A 15,000-nucleotide genomic window follows, 5' to 3' on the forward strand; every position below is an offset into this window, starting at 1 on the left:
GGATCAACAATGAATAACAAACTAAAACAACTAGCAGTAGCGCTACCTTTCGCACTTTTATCAACTACGGTGTCAGCTAACTGGTCAACAACCATTACAGCAGCATCTGACTATACTTTTAACGGTGTAACACAAACTGATAACGACCCTGCAATTCAAGCAAGCCTTGATTACGCGTTCGACAGCGGTGTGTACGCAGGTGCATGGGCATCTAATGTAGATTTTGGTGATGACACTGATTTTGAACTTGATGCCTACCTAGGTAAATACGTGCACTTAACTGACACGGTTAGCGCTGATTACGGTATTGCTTATTACACATACCAAGGTAATAACAGCGATGGTAACTACGCCGAAGCCTACACAAAATTTGGCTATGCAAGTGAGTATGGTCAAACAGAGCTAAACTTTTGGTATAGCTGGGATTACTTTGGTACAGGTGCTGGCCATGTTATTTCTATGATTGCCCACACCTTTGAAATTGCCCCAAATCATGCCATTCGTGCAAGCTTTGATATTTCTAATTCGCTTGATGGCGAAAAATGGGCATGGGATGTAAACCAAAAGAAATCATACAAACATTACCGCCTAGCGTACCAAACTAGCTACGAAGGCTTTGGTATTGAGATTGCTGCTGAAGACACAAGCCTAGATTACGATTACGCTGATGAGCGTATAGTACTTGCTATATCACGCACATTCGATTTATAAAATTGTAGTTGTTAGAATCTACAAACAAAAATGCCACTTTTAAAAGTGGCATTTTTTTTACTAAATTTTAAGGCTGTAGCCCTAAAGAACTTAGTTTTATTTAGGGGCAATTAAGCACAATACAGGGTTTAACGTTTTGTGGGCTAAATAGCTGGGCCAGTGAATGCTTAAGTTAATCGCTATCGGTGGGGCAATTTCATAAAATAGCCTGAGCCTAAAACCCTACATAAGCTATTAAATTACCTATAATAAACAGGCTCTAACTTTCTATTTCCCACGCGCTGGTGCCCGCTGCAGATAAGTTAGCCGTATTTTTACGCAAAACTTTGTTACCCACATTGATAGAGGATTCTGGGCGACTAACCAAATAACCTTGCACAGAGCTTACTCCCATGCGTTTTACAAGTTCAAACTGCTCGATTTCTTCTACGCCCTCTGCCACTATTTTAAGTCCTAACTTTTGACCTAATTCGCTAATCGTATTAAGGATGTCATTGTACTTTGGACTTTTATCGGCTTGAGAGATAAACGAGCGATCTATTTTTATTACATCAATGGGCAAATCAGCCAATGTACTTAATGAACTAAAGCCGGTACCAAAATCGTCAATAGCAATTGTCACACCTTCTGCACGAAGCCGCTCAAGCTCTTCAATCATACTTTTACTGGCTTTAATAAACGTAGACTCTGTTATTTCTAGCATTAAAGAATGCGATGGCAGCCCTGTGTTTTTTAGGTTTTTCATTATCCAATCGTACACTGAGCGGTGTTTTAGTTGCACACCCGATACATTAACCGAAATTTTTACTTTGCGCATACCGGCATTATGCCATGCCGCCATTTGCCTACACGACTCATGCATAATCCAATCGCCGAGCTCTAAAATAAGGTTAGACTCTTCGGCAATAGGTATAAACTCCGCCGGTGAAATCATCCCTTCTATAGGGTGATCCCAGCGTGTAAGCGCTTCAAAATAATCTATCATGCAATCTTCTACATGCACGATAGGTTGAAAAGATAAGTAAAAGTCTTTACATGCAACCGCTAAACGCAACTCTTCTAATAAATAGTGATAGCGGCGCATTTTATTACCCATCTCTGGGGAGTACACTTTAAAAATGCCTTTACCATCGCTTTTTGCACGGTACATTGCCACATCGGCCAATTGCAATAATGCTTGTGGGGTTGATGCGCTCTCTGGGTAAGCCGCTATACCAATACTGGCGCTAATTTTTATTATTTTATTACCTAGTACAAAGTCTTTTTCAAGTTCACTGAGTACGTGCTTAGCAATATCGACCACTTTATTATCGGTATCTACCGACTCAATAAAAATTGAAAATTCGTCACCGCCTAAACGTGATAAATTTTGCTCTAACTGATTCGCCTCATTAATATTACTTAATTTATGATGGCGTAATACGTTAGCTAGGCGCGTAGCAACCTGCACCAAAATTTCATCACCAAAGCTGTGGCCAAACGAGTCATTTACCTGCTTAAACCCATCTAGGTCAATAAACAATAAGGCGCATTTAAGCTGCTCTTCATCAGTAAAATTTATTTGCCTATCTATATGCTCAATATAAGCATGGCGGTCAATGAGCAAGGTTAGTTTATCTTGGCAGATACTTGTTTGTGTTTGCTTTAAATAATTAGCGACATGGGTATTTAAATTGTTTATTGACTGGCTTAAATTGCCCAGCCCTGACGGGTTGTCGTGTTGGGGTTGTAGGTTAAAGGCAACAAGCAATTGATTAGCGTTGTTATTCAGCTGTGCAATTTGATGCTGATAAGAGATTTTTTTACGCTCTTTACGAATAATTGTAAAGCCAACAAACAATACCATACACACCAATATAAAGTTTATTGGCGACGTTAACGTCATTAAAATAAGCTTTGTTGCGTTTGCAGCGATAAATTCCGTGTCGGTAGTTTTAACTAACAAGAAATCGGCAGAAGGCTGGTGTATTAAATAGTGCCCATTGAGCATAGGGTTATACCAAGGCGCCATTTCGAGCGTTGTATCTACAATATCAAAGTGGCGTAAATCTATATCAGGGTTGAATAAATTAATGCGGTTAATCTGGTTTGTTAGTTCGATGTTTAAACAAAAGCAAAACAAGATAAATACAAAAAAAATGCCGCCTAAGGGTTTAAATTTATTCATCAACAAAATCCATCTAAATTACTTATCCTATAAACCCGTTACTAAAAGACGATTATATCGCCTGTTTTTAGTACTAAGCAAGCCATAGCACAGTCCTTATTCATTAAAATTTTTAGAACTGTACTCAAAAAGAATAAATTAATGCTTAATAATTAACTAATTATAGAGTGTGATGAATAAAAATAAACCTTAAGCTTAAAATGTTTGAAAAAACTAATATTACAAGTATTTAATACATACCATCGATTAGTTCGATAATCTTTTCTTTCGCGTCTATAAACTTATCCAAACCACCGCCGGTGCGATAAGATGCTTGCGCAATTTTTTTATTGGTTTGAGCGTCTGTAACCCAAATATTCGCGTATGACATGTACAACGCTAAATCCCAATGCCAGTTAGCCACGTAATAAGCAACGGCATTACACCCTGCGATGTCAGCATTAGGTAATTCAGTTTGATACTCCTGATGTTTCAATACATAGTTAGCAGCAATTACACGTGTTTTGACGTTATGTTTTGCAAACCCTTCTTCCATTGCTGTTACAACGCCTTCTTTAACTGCCTTATGTTCAGCTATACATACTACTTCTGGTTTCACAGTGTCAAAGCGAGTTATATCTTGCTTAGCAGCACAACCCGCTAGGGTTGCTACCATTGCAGCTGCGATAGTTATTTTTATTGTTTTCATATTCATCCTTTTAATGGTTATTTAAAGTTGCCATGCATAGCTAACTTTTGTAAAAAATGTGCGTTGATCTCTTTCAACGTGTTTTAGGGAATCGTCTTGATAGCTTTTATCTGAGTAGCCTAAGTAAAATAATGTTTGAGCATTAATTTTGTACGAGTAAACTAATTGGCTGCCGTAGTCTTTATTAATGTGGCTAACTTGGTAGTAGTAGGCGTCTTTATTTCTATCAATGTCTTCAAATTGCAATATAAGCTTGAGCATAGCGCGCATGCTAAATTTATAATAAAGCCTAAAATCTAATAAGTTAGCAGTATAAACTCGCTCCCCTTGAGGGTTATCTAAAACGCTGTAGTTATGTGTAGCGTCTACTTGCCAATGATCGTTTATATCCCACGTAACTTGTGTTTGCGTTGCATACGAATCGCCAATTTGCTCATTGGCGTAATCAATGCGGCTGCCATACTCGCCATAAAACGAAAGCCATATATTATTTTTAGGTTTAAAGCCCGTATAAACAAAGCCAATATTTTGGTTATAAAAAGCATCATTATAGTTTTCATAACGATGCAGTAAGCCAATTTCAAAAATAGACTGCTTTTGCCCTTTTAATGTTATAAACCCTTGGTATTCTTCTTCAAGTAGGTCGCCATTTTGCGCCCATGTTTTATCCCAATCAGCCTCATAAGACCATGACGTTAATAAGCCAGACTCATCTGCATACCAGGTTTGTCCGCCCCCAAAGCCTACGTTCTCATAATCTACTTTTTCTTGATAACCTAAGTCAGTGCGATAGTCTTTACCTATGTTTTCGTAGCTGGCAAACAAATTGTAGTCACGTTTATCACGGGTAAACTCTATAGCGTACGCTTCATCAGATTGAGTTTTAGATAAGTTATAGTTACTTGTTAAAAAATCAGAGTTTTTAGAATCTGTTGTAGCTACCTGGTAGGTCAGTAGATCTGATTGATTAAACCAATAGCTGCCATCGACAGAAAGCACTGTATTGTAGTAATCATCGCTTTCGCGGTGAGTCGTACTTAGCCCTATAGTGCCTTGTTTGCCAATATCGTATTGATAACGCGCCGCTGCTGCATGGGTTTTATCCTCTAAAATTGCAAAACCAGAGCCTTGATTTGTTGGCAATAAAATATTGCTATTATTGTCATCGGCATACATAAATGCATAGCTATGTTGCCCTGTTTTACCTGTTAATTTTGCCCCTACTTCAGGCTCTGCAATAGTGCGGGTATACAATAGTTCAAATAAACTGCTTTTAAAGTAGGATGCGCCGTCTAAAAAAAATGGTCGTTTTTCTGCATAATAAATTGAGTACGTGGTATTGACATCAAGGGCTAACGCATCACTTTCTATTTGCGAAAAATCTGGGTTTATAGTGGCATTAATTACCGCATCTTGTGTAACCCCCCAGCGTAAATCAAGGCCAGCTTCGGTGTCTATATCGCCATTATCCCACTGCCCTGGCAAGATAGGTTTTGAATCATTTCTGAGCGCCGTAAGTGTAGGCGTTAGTTGCAGATTTTTACTGGCTTTTATATTTTTAAAACCATTTAATTTATCAAACTGACATAAACTGCATTTTATATCTCGGTCAAACCCCATATTTGAAAGCTGATACAGTACATCACGTTGGTAATTTCGCATAAGGGCAAAGCCCCACGTTAAATCTGTTTTATTTTCAGGAAATCTTAGCGCTTTAAAAGGTATACGCATTTCAACCACAAACCCTTGGTCGGTAATTTGCCCTGCGCTATCCCATATTGCATCCCAAGACGGGTCTGATTGCCAGCCATCGTTGTCACTCATTCGCGTATCACCTTGCGCACCCAATGGATTTACATAAAATTCGTAAGCTGAACGTTCGTCGTTAAAAGTGTCAATAATTAAAATAACCGTATCATCTTGCCAAAGCGTATCTCTGTCGCGAAGAGAAGCTGTTATTTCGCTCGGCTGTGGATCTTCGGCTACAAATGCAACATATAAGTTGCTGCCATCTTCATACATGTAAGCATCGGTTTTAACCGGTGGGGTGCCCTTTTCGTTAGGCTCATCTTGAAATGCTATAGGAACTAAAGTGGCATTTTGCCAGTGGGGCTCATCAAGTACGCCATCTACAGTAATATCTGCATTTATATGTACAAGAGAATGCTGCTGTTTTTCACTGGCGTAAAGGTGGTTAGAAAATAAAAGTGCTAATAAGAAGGGGAATAAAGCACTGCATTGTTTTTTTATAATTATTAAGTACTGCATAAACATCCATTTAGACGTGTTTACCCTTAAAAGGTAAACTTATTTATGCAGTGTAATTTAAGTCAGTACATTTGTTAATAGTTTGATACTAAAAACAATAGCTTTTTTAACTAATTAATATTAAAGGCTTAATTTAAAAGCTAGGTTTCAATTAATTTAAGCTTATTAGCCACGCCATTCCAACTATCGGCATCAGCAGGCGCTGGTTTTACCTCAACAATGCGTGGCCACACCAATGCAAGCTCAGCATTAAGCTCGGTAAACTCTTTTTGGTCTTCCGGCAGCTCGTCTTCTTGGTAAATTGCTTCAGCTGGGCACTCTGGTACGCATAATCCACAATCTATGCAATCAATAGGGCTTATTGCTAAAAAGTTAGGGCCTTCGTAAAAGGCATCTGCAGGGCACACTGCCACACAATCTGTGTATTTACACTTAATACAGTTTTCGGTGACCACAAACGCCATAATAGTTTAAACCTAGTAATTAATTATCTAAAGCTAGGATCATACCCAACCCCATTAAAAACACAATAAATATGTGCCATCTGCGGTCAATTTAACGTAATATATGCGCCCTTAATGTATAGCCATTACGTGCCCTACACTTCTTATTGTGAGCGGATACTATGACCGCTAAGACACCTAAAAGAGATAACAATGATACGTTTAACCGAAATAAAGCTGCCGCTTGATCATAACGAAGACGCTATAGGCCAAGCCATAGTTGATAAACTAAAAATACAGCCAGCGCAGCTACACAGCTACAATGTGTTTAAACGTGGGTACGATGCACGTAAAAAAACGGCTATTTTACTTATTTATACCCTCGATATTGAAGTAGATAACGAAGAAGCGCTGTTAAACGCATTTGCTAAAGATCAGCACGTAAAACCTGCCCCTGATACCTCATACAAATTTGTTGCCCACGCCCCCGCTAACCTTACTGAGCGCCCTGTAGTAATTGGCTTTGGCCCGTGTGGATTATTTGCGGGCTTAGTGCTGGCTCAAATGGGTTTTAACCCTATTATTTTAGAGCGCGGTAAAGAAGTACGCGAACGTACCAAAGACACCTTTGGCTTTTGGCGTAAACGTACCCTTAATACAGAGTCTAATGTGCAGTTTGGCGAGGGTGGCGCAGGTACATTTTCAGACGGTAAACTATACAGCCAAGTAAAAGATCCAAAACATTACGGGCGTAAAGTTATCACCGAATTTGTAGAAGCCGGCGCACCAGATGAAATTTTATATGTAAGTAAGCCACACATTGGTACGTTTAAACTTGTTACCATGATTGAAAAAATGCGCGCACGTATTATTGAACTTGGCGGCGAAATCCGCTTTAGTACCCGCGTAGACGACATTCATATAGATGATGGACAAGTAACAGGCTTAACGCTTTCAAACGGTGAAAAGCTCAATACTCGCCATGTAGTACTTGCTGTGGGACATAGCGCCCGTGATACCTTTAAAATGATTCACGATAAAGGCATTTACGTAGAAGCAAAACCGTTTTCTGTGGGCTTTAGAATCGAGCACAAACAATCGATGATTGATGAGTGTCGTTTTGGGCCTAACGCGGGTAACCCCATTTTAGGCTCTGCTGATTATAAACTCGTTCACCATTGTGATAATGGCCGCACAGTTTACAGCTTTTGTATGTGCCCAGGAGGGACTGTTGTAGCCGCCACCTCTGAAGAAGGCCGCGTAGTAACAAACGGTATGAGCCAATACTCTCGTAGTGAGCGCAATGCAAATAGTGCCATTGTAGTAGGTATTACACCTGAAAAAGACTTCCCTGGTCACCCACTTGCCGGCATTGATTTACAGCGTAAACTAGAAGAGCAAGCCTATGCATTAGGCGGTAGCAACTACGATGCACCAGCACAGTTAATTGGCGACTTTTTAAAAGGAAAAGCATCGGGCGATTTAGGTGATGTACAACCATCGTTTACACCAGGAATAAAACTCACCGATTTAGCAAATGTACTCCCGCAGTTTGCTATCGATGCAATACGCGAAGCCATTCCAGCCTTTAATAAGCAGATTCGTGGCTTTTCTACAAACGACGGTTTATTAACAGGGGTAGAAACCCGTACATCATCACCTATTAGTATCAAGCGCGATAAAAGCTTCCAAAGCATAAATACTAAAGGTTTATACCCAGCGGGTGAAGGCGCCGGTTACGCAGGTGGTATTTTATCTGCAGGTATTGATGGTATTAAAGCGGCTGAAGCCGTTGCACTCTCAATGTTAGAAAACGCTTAACCCTTTTAAGTTATTAATCAAAAACCTCACTTAGTGAGGTTTTTTTGTTTAAACCTTGAGCTAAATTGAGGCACAAAAAAACCCGAGTAAACCTCAGGTTTTTAAAAGCGCTACACTTTGTAAGCTTACTTTTTAAGGGTAAGCTTGGCGCCTTTTAAGCTTTTACGCACATTTGAAATACGTGAGCGATTTACCGCACGTGCTTCGCCTGTTGCTTGGCCTGTTGGCTTATTCGTACGGCTACGACGTAAATGCGCTGGTTTTTTACCTATTTTATCAATAAGTACTTCACGGCTACTTACTTCATAACCCTCTAAGTAAACACGTTTGATTTTTTGGCCAATTAACGACTCTATTTCAAACAAGGTGTTTTCTTCTTCGCGGCTTACAAACGAAATAGCTTGGCCTAGATTACCAGCACGACCTGTACGGCCAATGCGGTGTACGTAATCTTCTGCAAGCCATGGTAAATCAATATTAATTACTCGTGGTAGGCCTTCAATATCAATACCACGCGCTGCAACTTCGGTAGCCACTAAAACACGTACTTTGCCTTCTTTAAATTCACGAAGTGCACGTCGGCGGTTACCTTGCGATTTGTCACCATGACATACAGTGGCAGGAATACCATCAAGGTTAAGCTCTTTAACTAGCTCATCCGCCGTTTCTTTCATGTTTACAAACACAAGTACCTGTTGCCAGTTCTTTTTACCAATAAGCTCAGAAAGCAGCTCTTGTTTACGGCGCTCTTCAACTGGGTACACAACATGCTGTACTGTACTTGCAGTACTATTAGTTTGATCTACGCGAACAATTTCAGGCTGTTTTAATACTTTTGCTGCAAACTGCTTAATAGCCGCTGGAAAAGTGGCTGAGAAAAGTAAAATTTGGCGCTGCTCGTCACAACTTTTAATAACACTTTGCATATCTTCAATAAAGCCCATATCAAGCATACGGTCAGCTTCATCAAGTACTAAGTGTTTAACGCTTGCTAGGCTTAAATTACCTAAACGAATATGATCTAGTAAACGCCCTGGGGTTGCAACTACAACATCTACGCCGTCTTTAAGTGCATTTGCTTGGCCTGCGGTATTAACACCGCCAAATAGGCTCACTACTTTTAAAGCGGTATGTTTTGCATAGGCTTTAAAGTTATTTGCTATTTGCTCTGCCAGCTCACGAGTAGGCGCAAGCACTAACGCGTGCGGAGCATTGCTTGTGCTTAGCTCAGATTCAGTTAATTTTTGGATGATAGGTAAAGCAAACGCAGCCGTTTTACCCGTGCCTGTTTGGGCACTTGCTAAAACGTCTTTACCTTTACGAACAGCCGGAATAGCTGAACGCTGAATGGGCGTAAGGGTGTGGTAATTAAGTTCGTCTAACGCCTGAATAAGTTCAGGGGAAAAACTAAAAGATTTAAAATTCATGCTGTATAACCTGCGGCCACATTTATCAAGGGTCGCAAATTATACAGCAAAAATGAGTCAACAGTTAGTGATTAGTGTTTATAAACTTGATTAATCTTGCTTATACCGTTTAAAAATAAGAGATGTATTAATCCCACCAAATGCAAAGTTATTACTCATGACATAATCGGTGTTAATTTCTCGCCCTTGTGTCTTAATATAATCAAGCTCAGCGCAATCATTATCTATATCGGTTAAATTTATTGTAGGTGCAAACCAATTATCGCTCATCATATTAATAGTAGCCCATGCTTCTATTGCACCACACGCCCCTAAAGTATGCCCTAAATAGCTTTTTAAAGAACTAATAGGTTTAACTCCCAGCGCATTAAAAGTAGCATGAGACTCAGCAATATCACCTCTATCGGTTGAGGTACCATGCGCATTGACATAACCTACTTTATCAGATGATAAATTGGCATCTTGCAATGCCATTTCAATAGCTATTTGCATGGTATCTGAAGATGGTTGAGTAACATGTTGTCCATCAGAGTTACAGCCAAAACCGACAACCTCAGCTAATATATTTGCCCCTCTAGCTTTAGCATGCTCATACTCTTCAAGTATTAAAGTACCGGCACCTTCTCCTATAACCAAGCCATCACGGTTTTTATCAAATGGGCGAGGCGTATTTTTAGGGGTGTCATTTTTAATACTTGTAGCATACAGCGTATCAAATACAGCTGCTTCGGTAATACAAAGTTCTTCTGCCCCCCCTGCTACCATTATTTTTTGACGACCAAATTTAATTGCCTCATAGGCGTAGCCAATACCCTGCGAGCCAGACGTACATGCCGAACTTGTGGTGATCACTCGTCCTTTTAAGCCAAAAAATACGCCTACATTTACTGGCGCTGTATGTGCCATCATTTGAATATAGCTTGTAGCTGTGACTCCAGACATTGAGCCACTTTCCAACATATTTGCAAATGCGAGAAGCGGCGGTGTTGAGCCGGTGGATGAGCCATATGCTACACCGGTAGAGCCATCTGTAAGACTTTTATGTTCAAGTAAATCAGCTTGCTCAAGCGCACGCTCAGTTGCACGTGTGGACATAAGCGCCACTCGCCCCATTGAGCGTATTTGCTTACGTTTATAATGGTTAGGTTTTTCAAAATGGGTGACAGGGGCAGCTAAGCGCGTATTAAGCCCATCAGCTTTATCCCATTCACGCATTGTTACAACTGCATTTTCACCTTTAATCAAGGCGCTTTTAAATTCATCCCAATCATCGCCCAATGCGGTTATAACCGACATCCCTGTAACAACAACACGTTTCATTAAACCATCCCGCCGTTAACCGAAATAACTTGGCGAGTGATGTAAGAAGCATCATCAGACATTAAAAATGCAACTGTACCAGCCACTTCGTTCACTGTTCCCATACGTTTAAGTGGAATCATTTTCATCATTTCAGCAACCGGAAGCTCATCCGTCATTGCTGTTTCAATTAAACCAGGCGCTACACAATTTACAGTAATTTTTCGCTTAGCTAGTTCCAGCGATAGGGCTTTGGTAGCGCCAATAATACCTGCTTTCGCTGCGCTGTAATTTACTTGCCCTCTGTTGCCCGCAATACCCGACACTGAAGCCATAGTAATAATGCGCCCACCTTTACGAGTTTGTACCATGGGCATAACTGTTGGGTGCACAACATTATAAAAGCCATCTAACCCAGTTCTAATTACGCTATCCCAATCATCACCCTGCATTGCCGGAAAAGCCATATCGTTGGTAATGCCCGCATTACACACCACACCATAGTAAGCACCATTGTTTGTAATATCTTGCTCAATTTGTTGCTTTGCCGCTGCTCTATCGCATACGTCAAATTGTAGTAGTGTAGTGCTTTGTCCAAGTGCGTGTATTTCTGCACATGTTTGCTGAGCTTGCTCTAAACCAGTTCTGCAATGAACAGTAATGTCATAGCCTTGAGCTGCAAGTTTAAGTGCAATAGCCTTACCTATACCCCGGCTAGAGCCGGTCACTAAAATTCTTTTATTCATTGGTTTTCTCTTATAAATTCCAGCGGATCTTCTGGCTGAAATACATTTATTTTTGCATCACACAGTATTTTTTTATTTTCGCTTATTTGGCATTCAAACACACTTAAACCAGATTCTTCTTGGTAAAGCTTGTGAACATAAATAGTTAAGGTGCTGTTTTTACAAAACATGGCCTGATGTGTTTTATATTTTCGCGTGCCGATCAAAAAGCCAATTTTAACCGCTTCATTAATATCGTTAGCTAATGCTCCAGCATAGGCAGCTATAGACTGGGCCATATATTCAACACCTATATAACTTGGCACTCCCTCAATTTGCTCATTATAAAAAGGGCTTTGGGGTGTAATAGTCACAGAGCAGGTTGCACTTTCATCGCTGTATTCAACTAACTGATCTATTAAGATCATAGGAGCATCGTGGGGTACAACCTGCTCTATAGAATAATTATTCATTATGAGTACCTAAAATCAAACTGGCATTATTACCACCAAACGCAAATGAATTAGATAGACAGTAATTTAATTTAACCGTGCTAGCTTGCTCAATAACGTTAACATCTGCGAGCTTATTTCTGTGTGTGCATTTATTAAAAGGCAAAGTAATATTTCCTCTCCCTCTGAGCAACAGCCAACAAATACCTGCTTCAATTGCACCAGCTGCACCTAAAGTGTGCCCAGTTAAGTACTTACTGGAGCTCAGCGGTGTATTGTTGCCAAACACACTATTAATTGCAAGGGCTTCCATTTCGTCATTTTTAATTGTCGCTGTGCCGTGTGCATTTATATAGTCAATATCACTAGGTAATAAGTCAGCAACGGCCAGAGCTGCTTTCATTGCCGATTTTGCACCATTACCGCTAGGGTCTGGCGCCGAAATGTGATGAGCATCAGAGCTTTCACCACCACCTAAAAACATGACGCCATTTTCTAACGGTGCTTCTTTACTCATGACAAATAACGCAGCACCCTCACCAATATTAATACCATCTCTGTCATCGCAAAAAGGCTTACACATTCCAGTGCTCATTGATGCCAAGGCATTAAATCCATTAATGGTAAGTTTGCAAAGGCTGTCTACGCCACCACAAATTACAACGTCTGCTAAGTCAGCAGTTATTAAAGCTTTTGCGCTAATGAGAGCTTTAGCACTTGAGGTACATGCCGTTGAAATACTATAACAAGGACCTAACGCCCCTACTTTTTCGGCTATGTAATGCGAAGGAGTAGCAAGTTCTTGATCAGCATATAAAAAGTCACTTGGCCACACACCTGAACTGTCGTGTTCAGCTCGAGCTTGTTCGCCATCATGCACCCCAGATGTACTTGTACCTACCACAACAGCAATTCGTGATTTATCAATATGTGAAAAACGCTTAAGTGTTGGGGATATTTGCTCAAGGGCTATATCAATTAGCGTATCAATACGGTGCTTTTGATTTAGAGGAACGCAGTCCACGTGCCCAACATAAAATGGCAAACCCTCTGTGCTTAAATCTTTTGTCTTTAAAAGCTGTGGGGCTTCATTATTTTGTAAGTTATTTAGGCTAATAATTGTATCTTCAACGCCTTTGCCCATTGCACTTACAATGCCTAAATCATTTAACCAAAAAGTCACTAGTTTACCTTCTCAAATGTAATTTGATAATGTCGCTCACTATTATTTAGTACTGTTTTATTATCGCTATAATTTATTGTAATAATCGAGCGGTTATTTTTTACTACACGCCTTTGTGTGGCTATCTGCTTTATAATCGCCCCAGATATTTTCTCATTAAGAAATAATACAGGCCAATGCACTAAGGCAATATCTGCCAATATATAAGCTGGGTCTAAATCAACACCGAGTATCATTTTAGTAACATTAGATGGTTGGTTATTTAGTTTCTCAAGCTTTAAAATAGGTAAGCCTTGTGTAGTCATTAACAATAAGTTGATAGTACCCTGCTTGTTTATTTCTAATTGTGCTAATAATGTATGCTCTTTCTCATTGTTTTGAATATATAAAACATGCTGCCAATTTTGATCAAACATTTGTACAGGCACATGCGAAATATCAAGTGTAGTGGCTGCAGAAATATCAACACGCTCACTGCTTTTATATGTGCTACTACATGCTGTTATGCAAACACACACTAAAGCTATAAAAGTACATCTTAAAAAGTGTCTGGTATGAGCCTCAATAACTGGGATTAATTTTGACATAGCTGCGCTAATACATTTAAACGACGCTCACTTTGAGCAACAAATGGATTATTTTTATCCCATGCGTAACCCGCTAAAATAGCACTGATCATTTCACGAACCTGCGAGTTTTGTTCTGAATAAAAAATAACGTCTTGAAATCGGGTATCGTACCAACCTTTAACAAAGGTTTTAAAACAATCAACTCCTGCCTGCAATGGCTCGGCGTAACATTCCTCAAAATCAATCACTTCTCCATTTAAATAATCATCAATAAGGGGGGCAATTAAGTGTGCAGACTTTAAAGCAATAGTCACCCCAGATGAAAACACCGGATCTAAAAATTCACCCGCATTGCCTAGTAAAGCAAAATGTTTTCCATGTAGCGTACATACATTAGCAGAGTAACCACTAATGCTACGCGCCTGTGTTATAGGTACGCGATTAGCTAAAAGTTTTTTTAAGTAAGGGTCTTGCTCTATAAACTGTTTTAAGGTGTCAGCTTCACTACTCTCATTAAAGCGTGTTTGCTTTGCAACAACCCCAATGCTGGACGTGCCATCACTAAAGGGGATGAGCCAATACCAAACATCATTAAATTTAGGGTGAACGGTTATTAAAATTTTATTTCTATCAAACAGCTCGTCAGTAATGCCATCATTAAAGTGACTGAAATAAGCACTACGCACAGGAAAAGTAGAAGGTTTTTCTAAATTTAAAAGTTTTGGTAAAACTCGGCCGAAACCACTCGCATCAAGTACAAACTTAGCCCTTACATCATACGTTTGTTTTTTATTATTTTGCACTTGCAGCGTCGCACTAGCAGCTTCATCAGTAAAACCAATAACACTATGCTGATAGCGAATTTCAACGCCTTGATGCTGCGCTCTATCAGCAATCAGCTTATCAAAATCAGCCCGTTTAACTTGAAAAGTAGTACCCGGGCCTAGGCTAAATTTTTCAGTAAAATTTATAGCTGTATTTTGGCCATTACGATGAAACGCAGCACCATCTTTAAATTGAAAGCCAAGCTCATCTGCATGTTCATGTATTGTGTTAACTAGCCCAGCATCAGCTAAATACTCCATACATTGAGGTAATAAGCTTTCGCCAATTGAAAAACGAGGAAATACTTGTTGCTCTAGCACCAGCACTTTCCAGCCTTTTTGTACTAATAAGCTACTTACAAGTGCACCTGAAGGTCCTGCCCCTATAACCACAACATCATACTGCTCAAGGTTGTTCAAATT

General features: G+C 39.8%; 13 protein-coding genes. 2 read left to right on the forward strand and 11 right to left on the reverse strand.

Annotated features, from left to right (window positions below):
* Window positions 1–9: 9 nt before the first annotated feature.
* Window positions 10–711 (forward strand): TorF family putative porin, encoded by a 702-nt coding sequence (locus B2R65_RS12555; protein WP_286743131.1) that lies wholly within the window; start codon window positions 10–12, stop codon window positions 709–711.
* A gap of 259 nt (window positions 712–970) precedes the next feature.
* Here the strand turns inward: B2R65_RS12555 and B2R65_RS12560 are convergent, their stop codons facing one another.
* From B2R65_RS12560 to fdxA, 4 genes are all read right to left on the reverse strand, one after another.
* The gene (locus B2R65_RS12560; RefSeq protein WP_273608745.1) at window positions 971–2,878 is read right to left on the reverse strand and encodes a putative bifunctional diguanylate cyclase/phosphodiesterase; all 1,908 of its coding nucleotides are present in this window, start codon (window positions 2,876–2,878) and stop codon (window positions 971–973) included.
* Window positions 2,879–3,107: 229 nt separating this feature from the next.
* Window positions 3,108–3,566, reverse strand: a complete 459-nt coding sequence (locus B2R65_RS12565) for an Sbal_3080 family lipoprotein (protein ID WP_004586456.1) — start codon at window positions 3,564–3,566, stop codon at window positions 3,108–3,110.
* 21 nt (window positions 3,567–3,587) lie between these two features.
* Complete coding sequence (locus B2R65_RS12570; protein WP_286743134.1) at window positions 3,588–5,834, reverse strand: carbohydrate binding family 9 domain-containing protein; 2,247 nt, start codon at window positions 5,832–5,834, stop codon at window positions 3,588–3,590.
* A gap of 140 nt (window positions 5,835–5,974) precedes the next feature.
* Window positions 5,975–6,298 carry a ferredoxin FdxA gene (gene fdxA, locus B2R65_RS12575; RefSeq protein ID WP_029774458.1) on the reverse strand — a complete coding sequence of 108 codons (324 nt, stop codon included), beginning with the start codon at window positions 6,296–6,298 and terminating at the stop codon, window positions 5,975–5,977.
* Window positions 6,299–6,490: 192 nt separating this feature from the next.
* Here fdxA and B2R65_RS12580 point away from each other — a divergent pair, with 192 nt between their 5' ends.
* Window positions 6,491–8,098, forward strand: a complete 1,608-nt coding sequence (locus tag B2R65_RS12580; protein ID WP_024031796.1) for an NAD(P)/FAD-dependent oxidoreductase — start codon at window positions 6,491–6,493, stop codon at window positions 8,096–8,098.
* Window positions 8,099–8,223: 125 nt separating this feature from the next.
* Here the strand turns inward: B2R65_RS12580 and B2R65_RS12585 are convergent, their stop codons facing one another.
* The 7 genes from B2R65_RS12585 to B2R65_RS12615 all read right to left on the reverse strand — a co-directional run bounded on the left by B2R65_RS12585 (window position 8,224) and on the right by B2R65_RS12615 (window position 14,997).
* Window positions 8,224–9,525, reverse strand: a complete 1,302-nt coding sequence (locus B2R65_RS12585; RefSeq protein WP_121638481.1) for a DEAD/DEAH box helicase — start codon at window positions 9,523–9,525, stop codon at window positions 8,224–8,226.
* Between the two features lie 90 nt (window positions 9,526–9,615).
* Window positions 9,616–10,845, reverse strand: coding sequence for a beta-ketoacyl-ACP synthase (locus B2R65_RS12590; protein WP_286743141.1), 1,230 nt, complete (start codon window positions 10,843–10,845; stop codon window positions 9,616–9,618).
* Complete coding sequence (gene fabG, locus B2R65_RS12595) at window positions 10,845–11,570, reverse strand: 3-oxoacyl-ACP reductase FabG (protein ID WP_121638480.1); 726 nt, start codon at window positions 11,568–11,570, stop codon at window positions 10,845–10,847. The genes B2R65_RS12590 and fabG overlap by 1 nt, the downstream gene beginning before the upstream one ends.
* On the reverse strand, window positions 11,567–12,022 hold the full coding sequence (locus tag B2R65_RS12600; protein WP_004586464.1) for a hotdog family protein: 456 nt from the start codon (window positions 12,020–12,022) through the stop codon (window positions 11,567–11,569). Before B2R65_RS12600 ends, fabG begins: the two co-directional genes overlap by 4 nt.
* The gene (locus B2R65_RS12605; protein WP_138577290.1) at window positions 12,015–13,184 is read right to left on the reverse strand and encodes a beta-ketoacyl-ACP synthase; all 1,170 of its coding nucleotides are present in this window, start codon (window positions 13,182–13,184) and stop codon (window positions 12,015–12,017) included. Before B2R65_RS12605 ends, B2R65_RS12600 begins: the two co-directional genes overlap by 8 nt.
* Complete coding sequence (locus tag B2R65_RS12610) at window positions 13,184–13,771, reverse strand: DUF3261 domain-containing protein (protein ID WP_286743145.1); 588 nt, start codon at window positions 13,769–13,771, stop codon at window positions 13,184–13,186. Before B2R65_RS12610 ends, B2R65_RS12605 begins: the two co-directional genes overlap by 1 nt.
* On the reverse strand, window positions 13,759–14,997 hold the full coding sequence (locus B2R65_RS12615) for an NAD(P)/FAD-dependent oxidoreductase (RefSeq protein WP_286743147.1): 1,239 nt from the start codon (window positions 14,995–14,997) through the stop codon (window positions 13,759–13,761). Before B2R65_RS12615 ends, B2R65_RS12610 begins: the two co-directional genes overlap by 13 nt.
* Between the last annotated feature and the right edge of the window lie 3 nt (window positions 14,998–15,000).

Origin of the sequence: Pseudoalteromonas sp. UBA2102, assembly GCF_002331165.1 — a bacterium.
GTDB classification, from domain to species: Bacteria; Pseudomonadota; Gammaproteobacteria; order Enterobacterales; family Alteromonadaceae; genus Pseudoalteromonas; species Pseudoalteromonas atlantica.

Coding starts and splice junctions, on each gene's coding strand:
- B2R65_RS12555 (WP_286743131.1), top strand. CDS start 10: ATGAATAACAAACTAAAACAACTAGCAGTAGCGCTACCTTTCGCACTT.
- B2R65_RS12560 (WP_273608745.1), bottom strand. CDS start 2,878: ATGAATAAATTTAAACCCTTAGGCGGCATTTTTTTTGTATTTATCTTG.
- B2R65_RS12565 (WP_004586456.1), bottom strand. CDS start 3,566: ATGAAAACAATAAAAATAACTATCGCAGCTGCAATGGTAGCAACCCTA.
- B2R65_RS12570 (WP_286743134.1), bottom strand. CDS start 5,834: ATGCAGTACTTAATAATTATAAAAAAACAATGCAGTGCTTTATTCCCC.
- fdxA (WP_029774458.1), bottom strand. CDS start 6,298: ATGGCGTTTGTGGTCACCGAAAACTGTATTAAGTGTAAATACACAGAT.
- B2R65_RS12580 (WP_024031796.1), top strand. CDS start 6,491: ATGATACGTTTAACCGAAATAAAGCTGCCGCTTGATCATAACGAAGAC.
- B2R65_RS12585 (WP_121638481.1), bottom strand. CDS start 9,525: ATGAATTTTAAATCTTTTAGTTTTTCCCCTGAACTTATTCAGGCGTTA.
- B2R65_RS12590 (WP_286743141.1), bottom strand. CDS start 10,845: ATGAAACGTGTTGTTGTTACAGGGATGTCGGTTATAACCGCATTGGGC.
- fabG (WP_121638480.1), bottom strand. CDS start 11,570: ATGAATAAAAGAATTTTAGTGACCGGCTCTAGCCGGGGTATAGGTAAG.
- B2R65_RS12600 (WP_004586464.1), bottom strand. CDS start 12,022: ATGAATAATTATTCTATAGAGCAGGTTGTACCCCACGATGCTCCTATG.
- B2R65_RS12610 (WP_286743145.1), bottom strand. CDS start 13,771: ATGTCAAAATTAATCCCAGTTATTGAGGCTCATACCAGACACTTTTTA.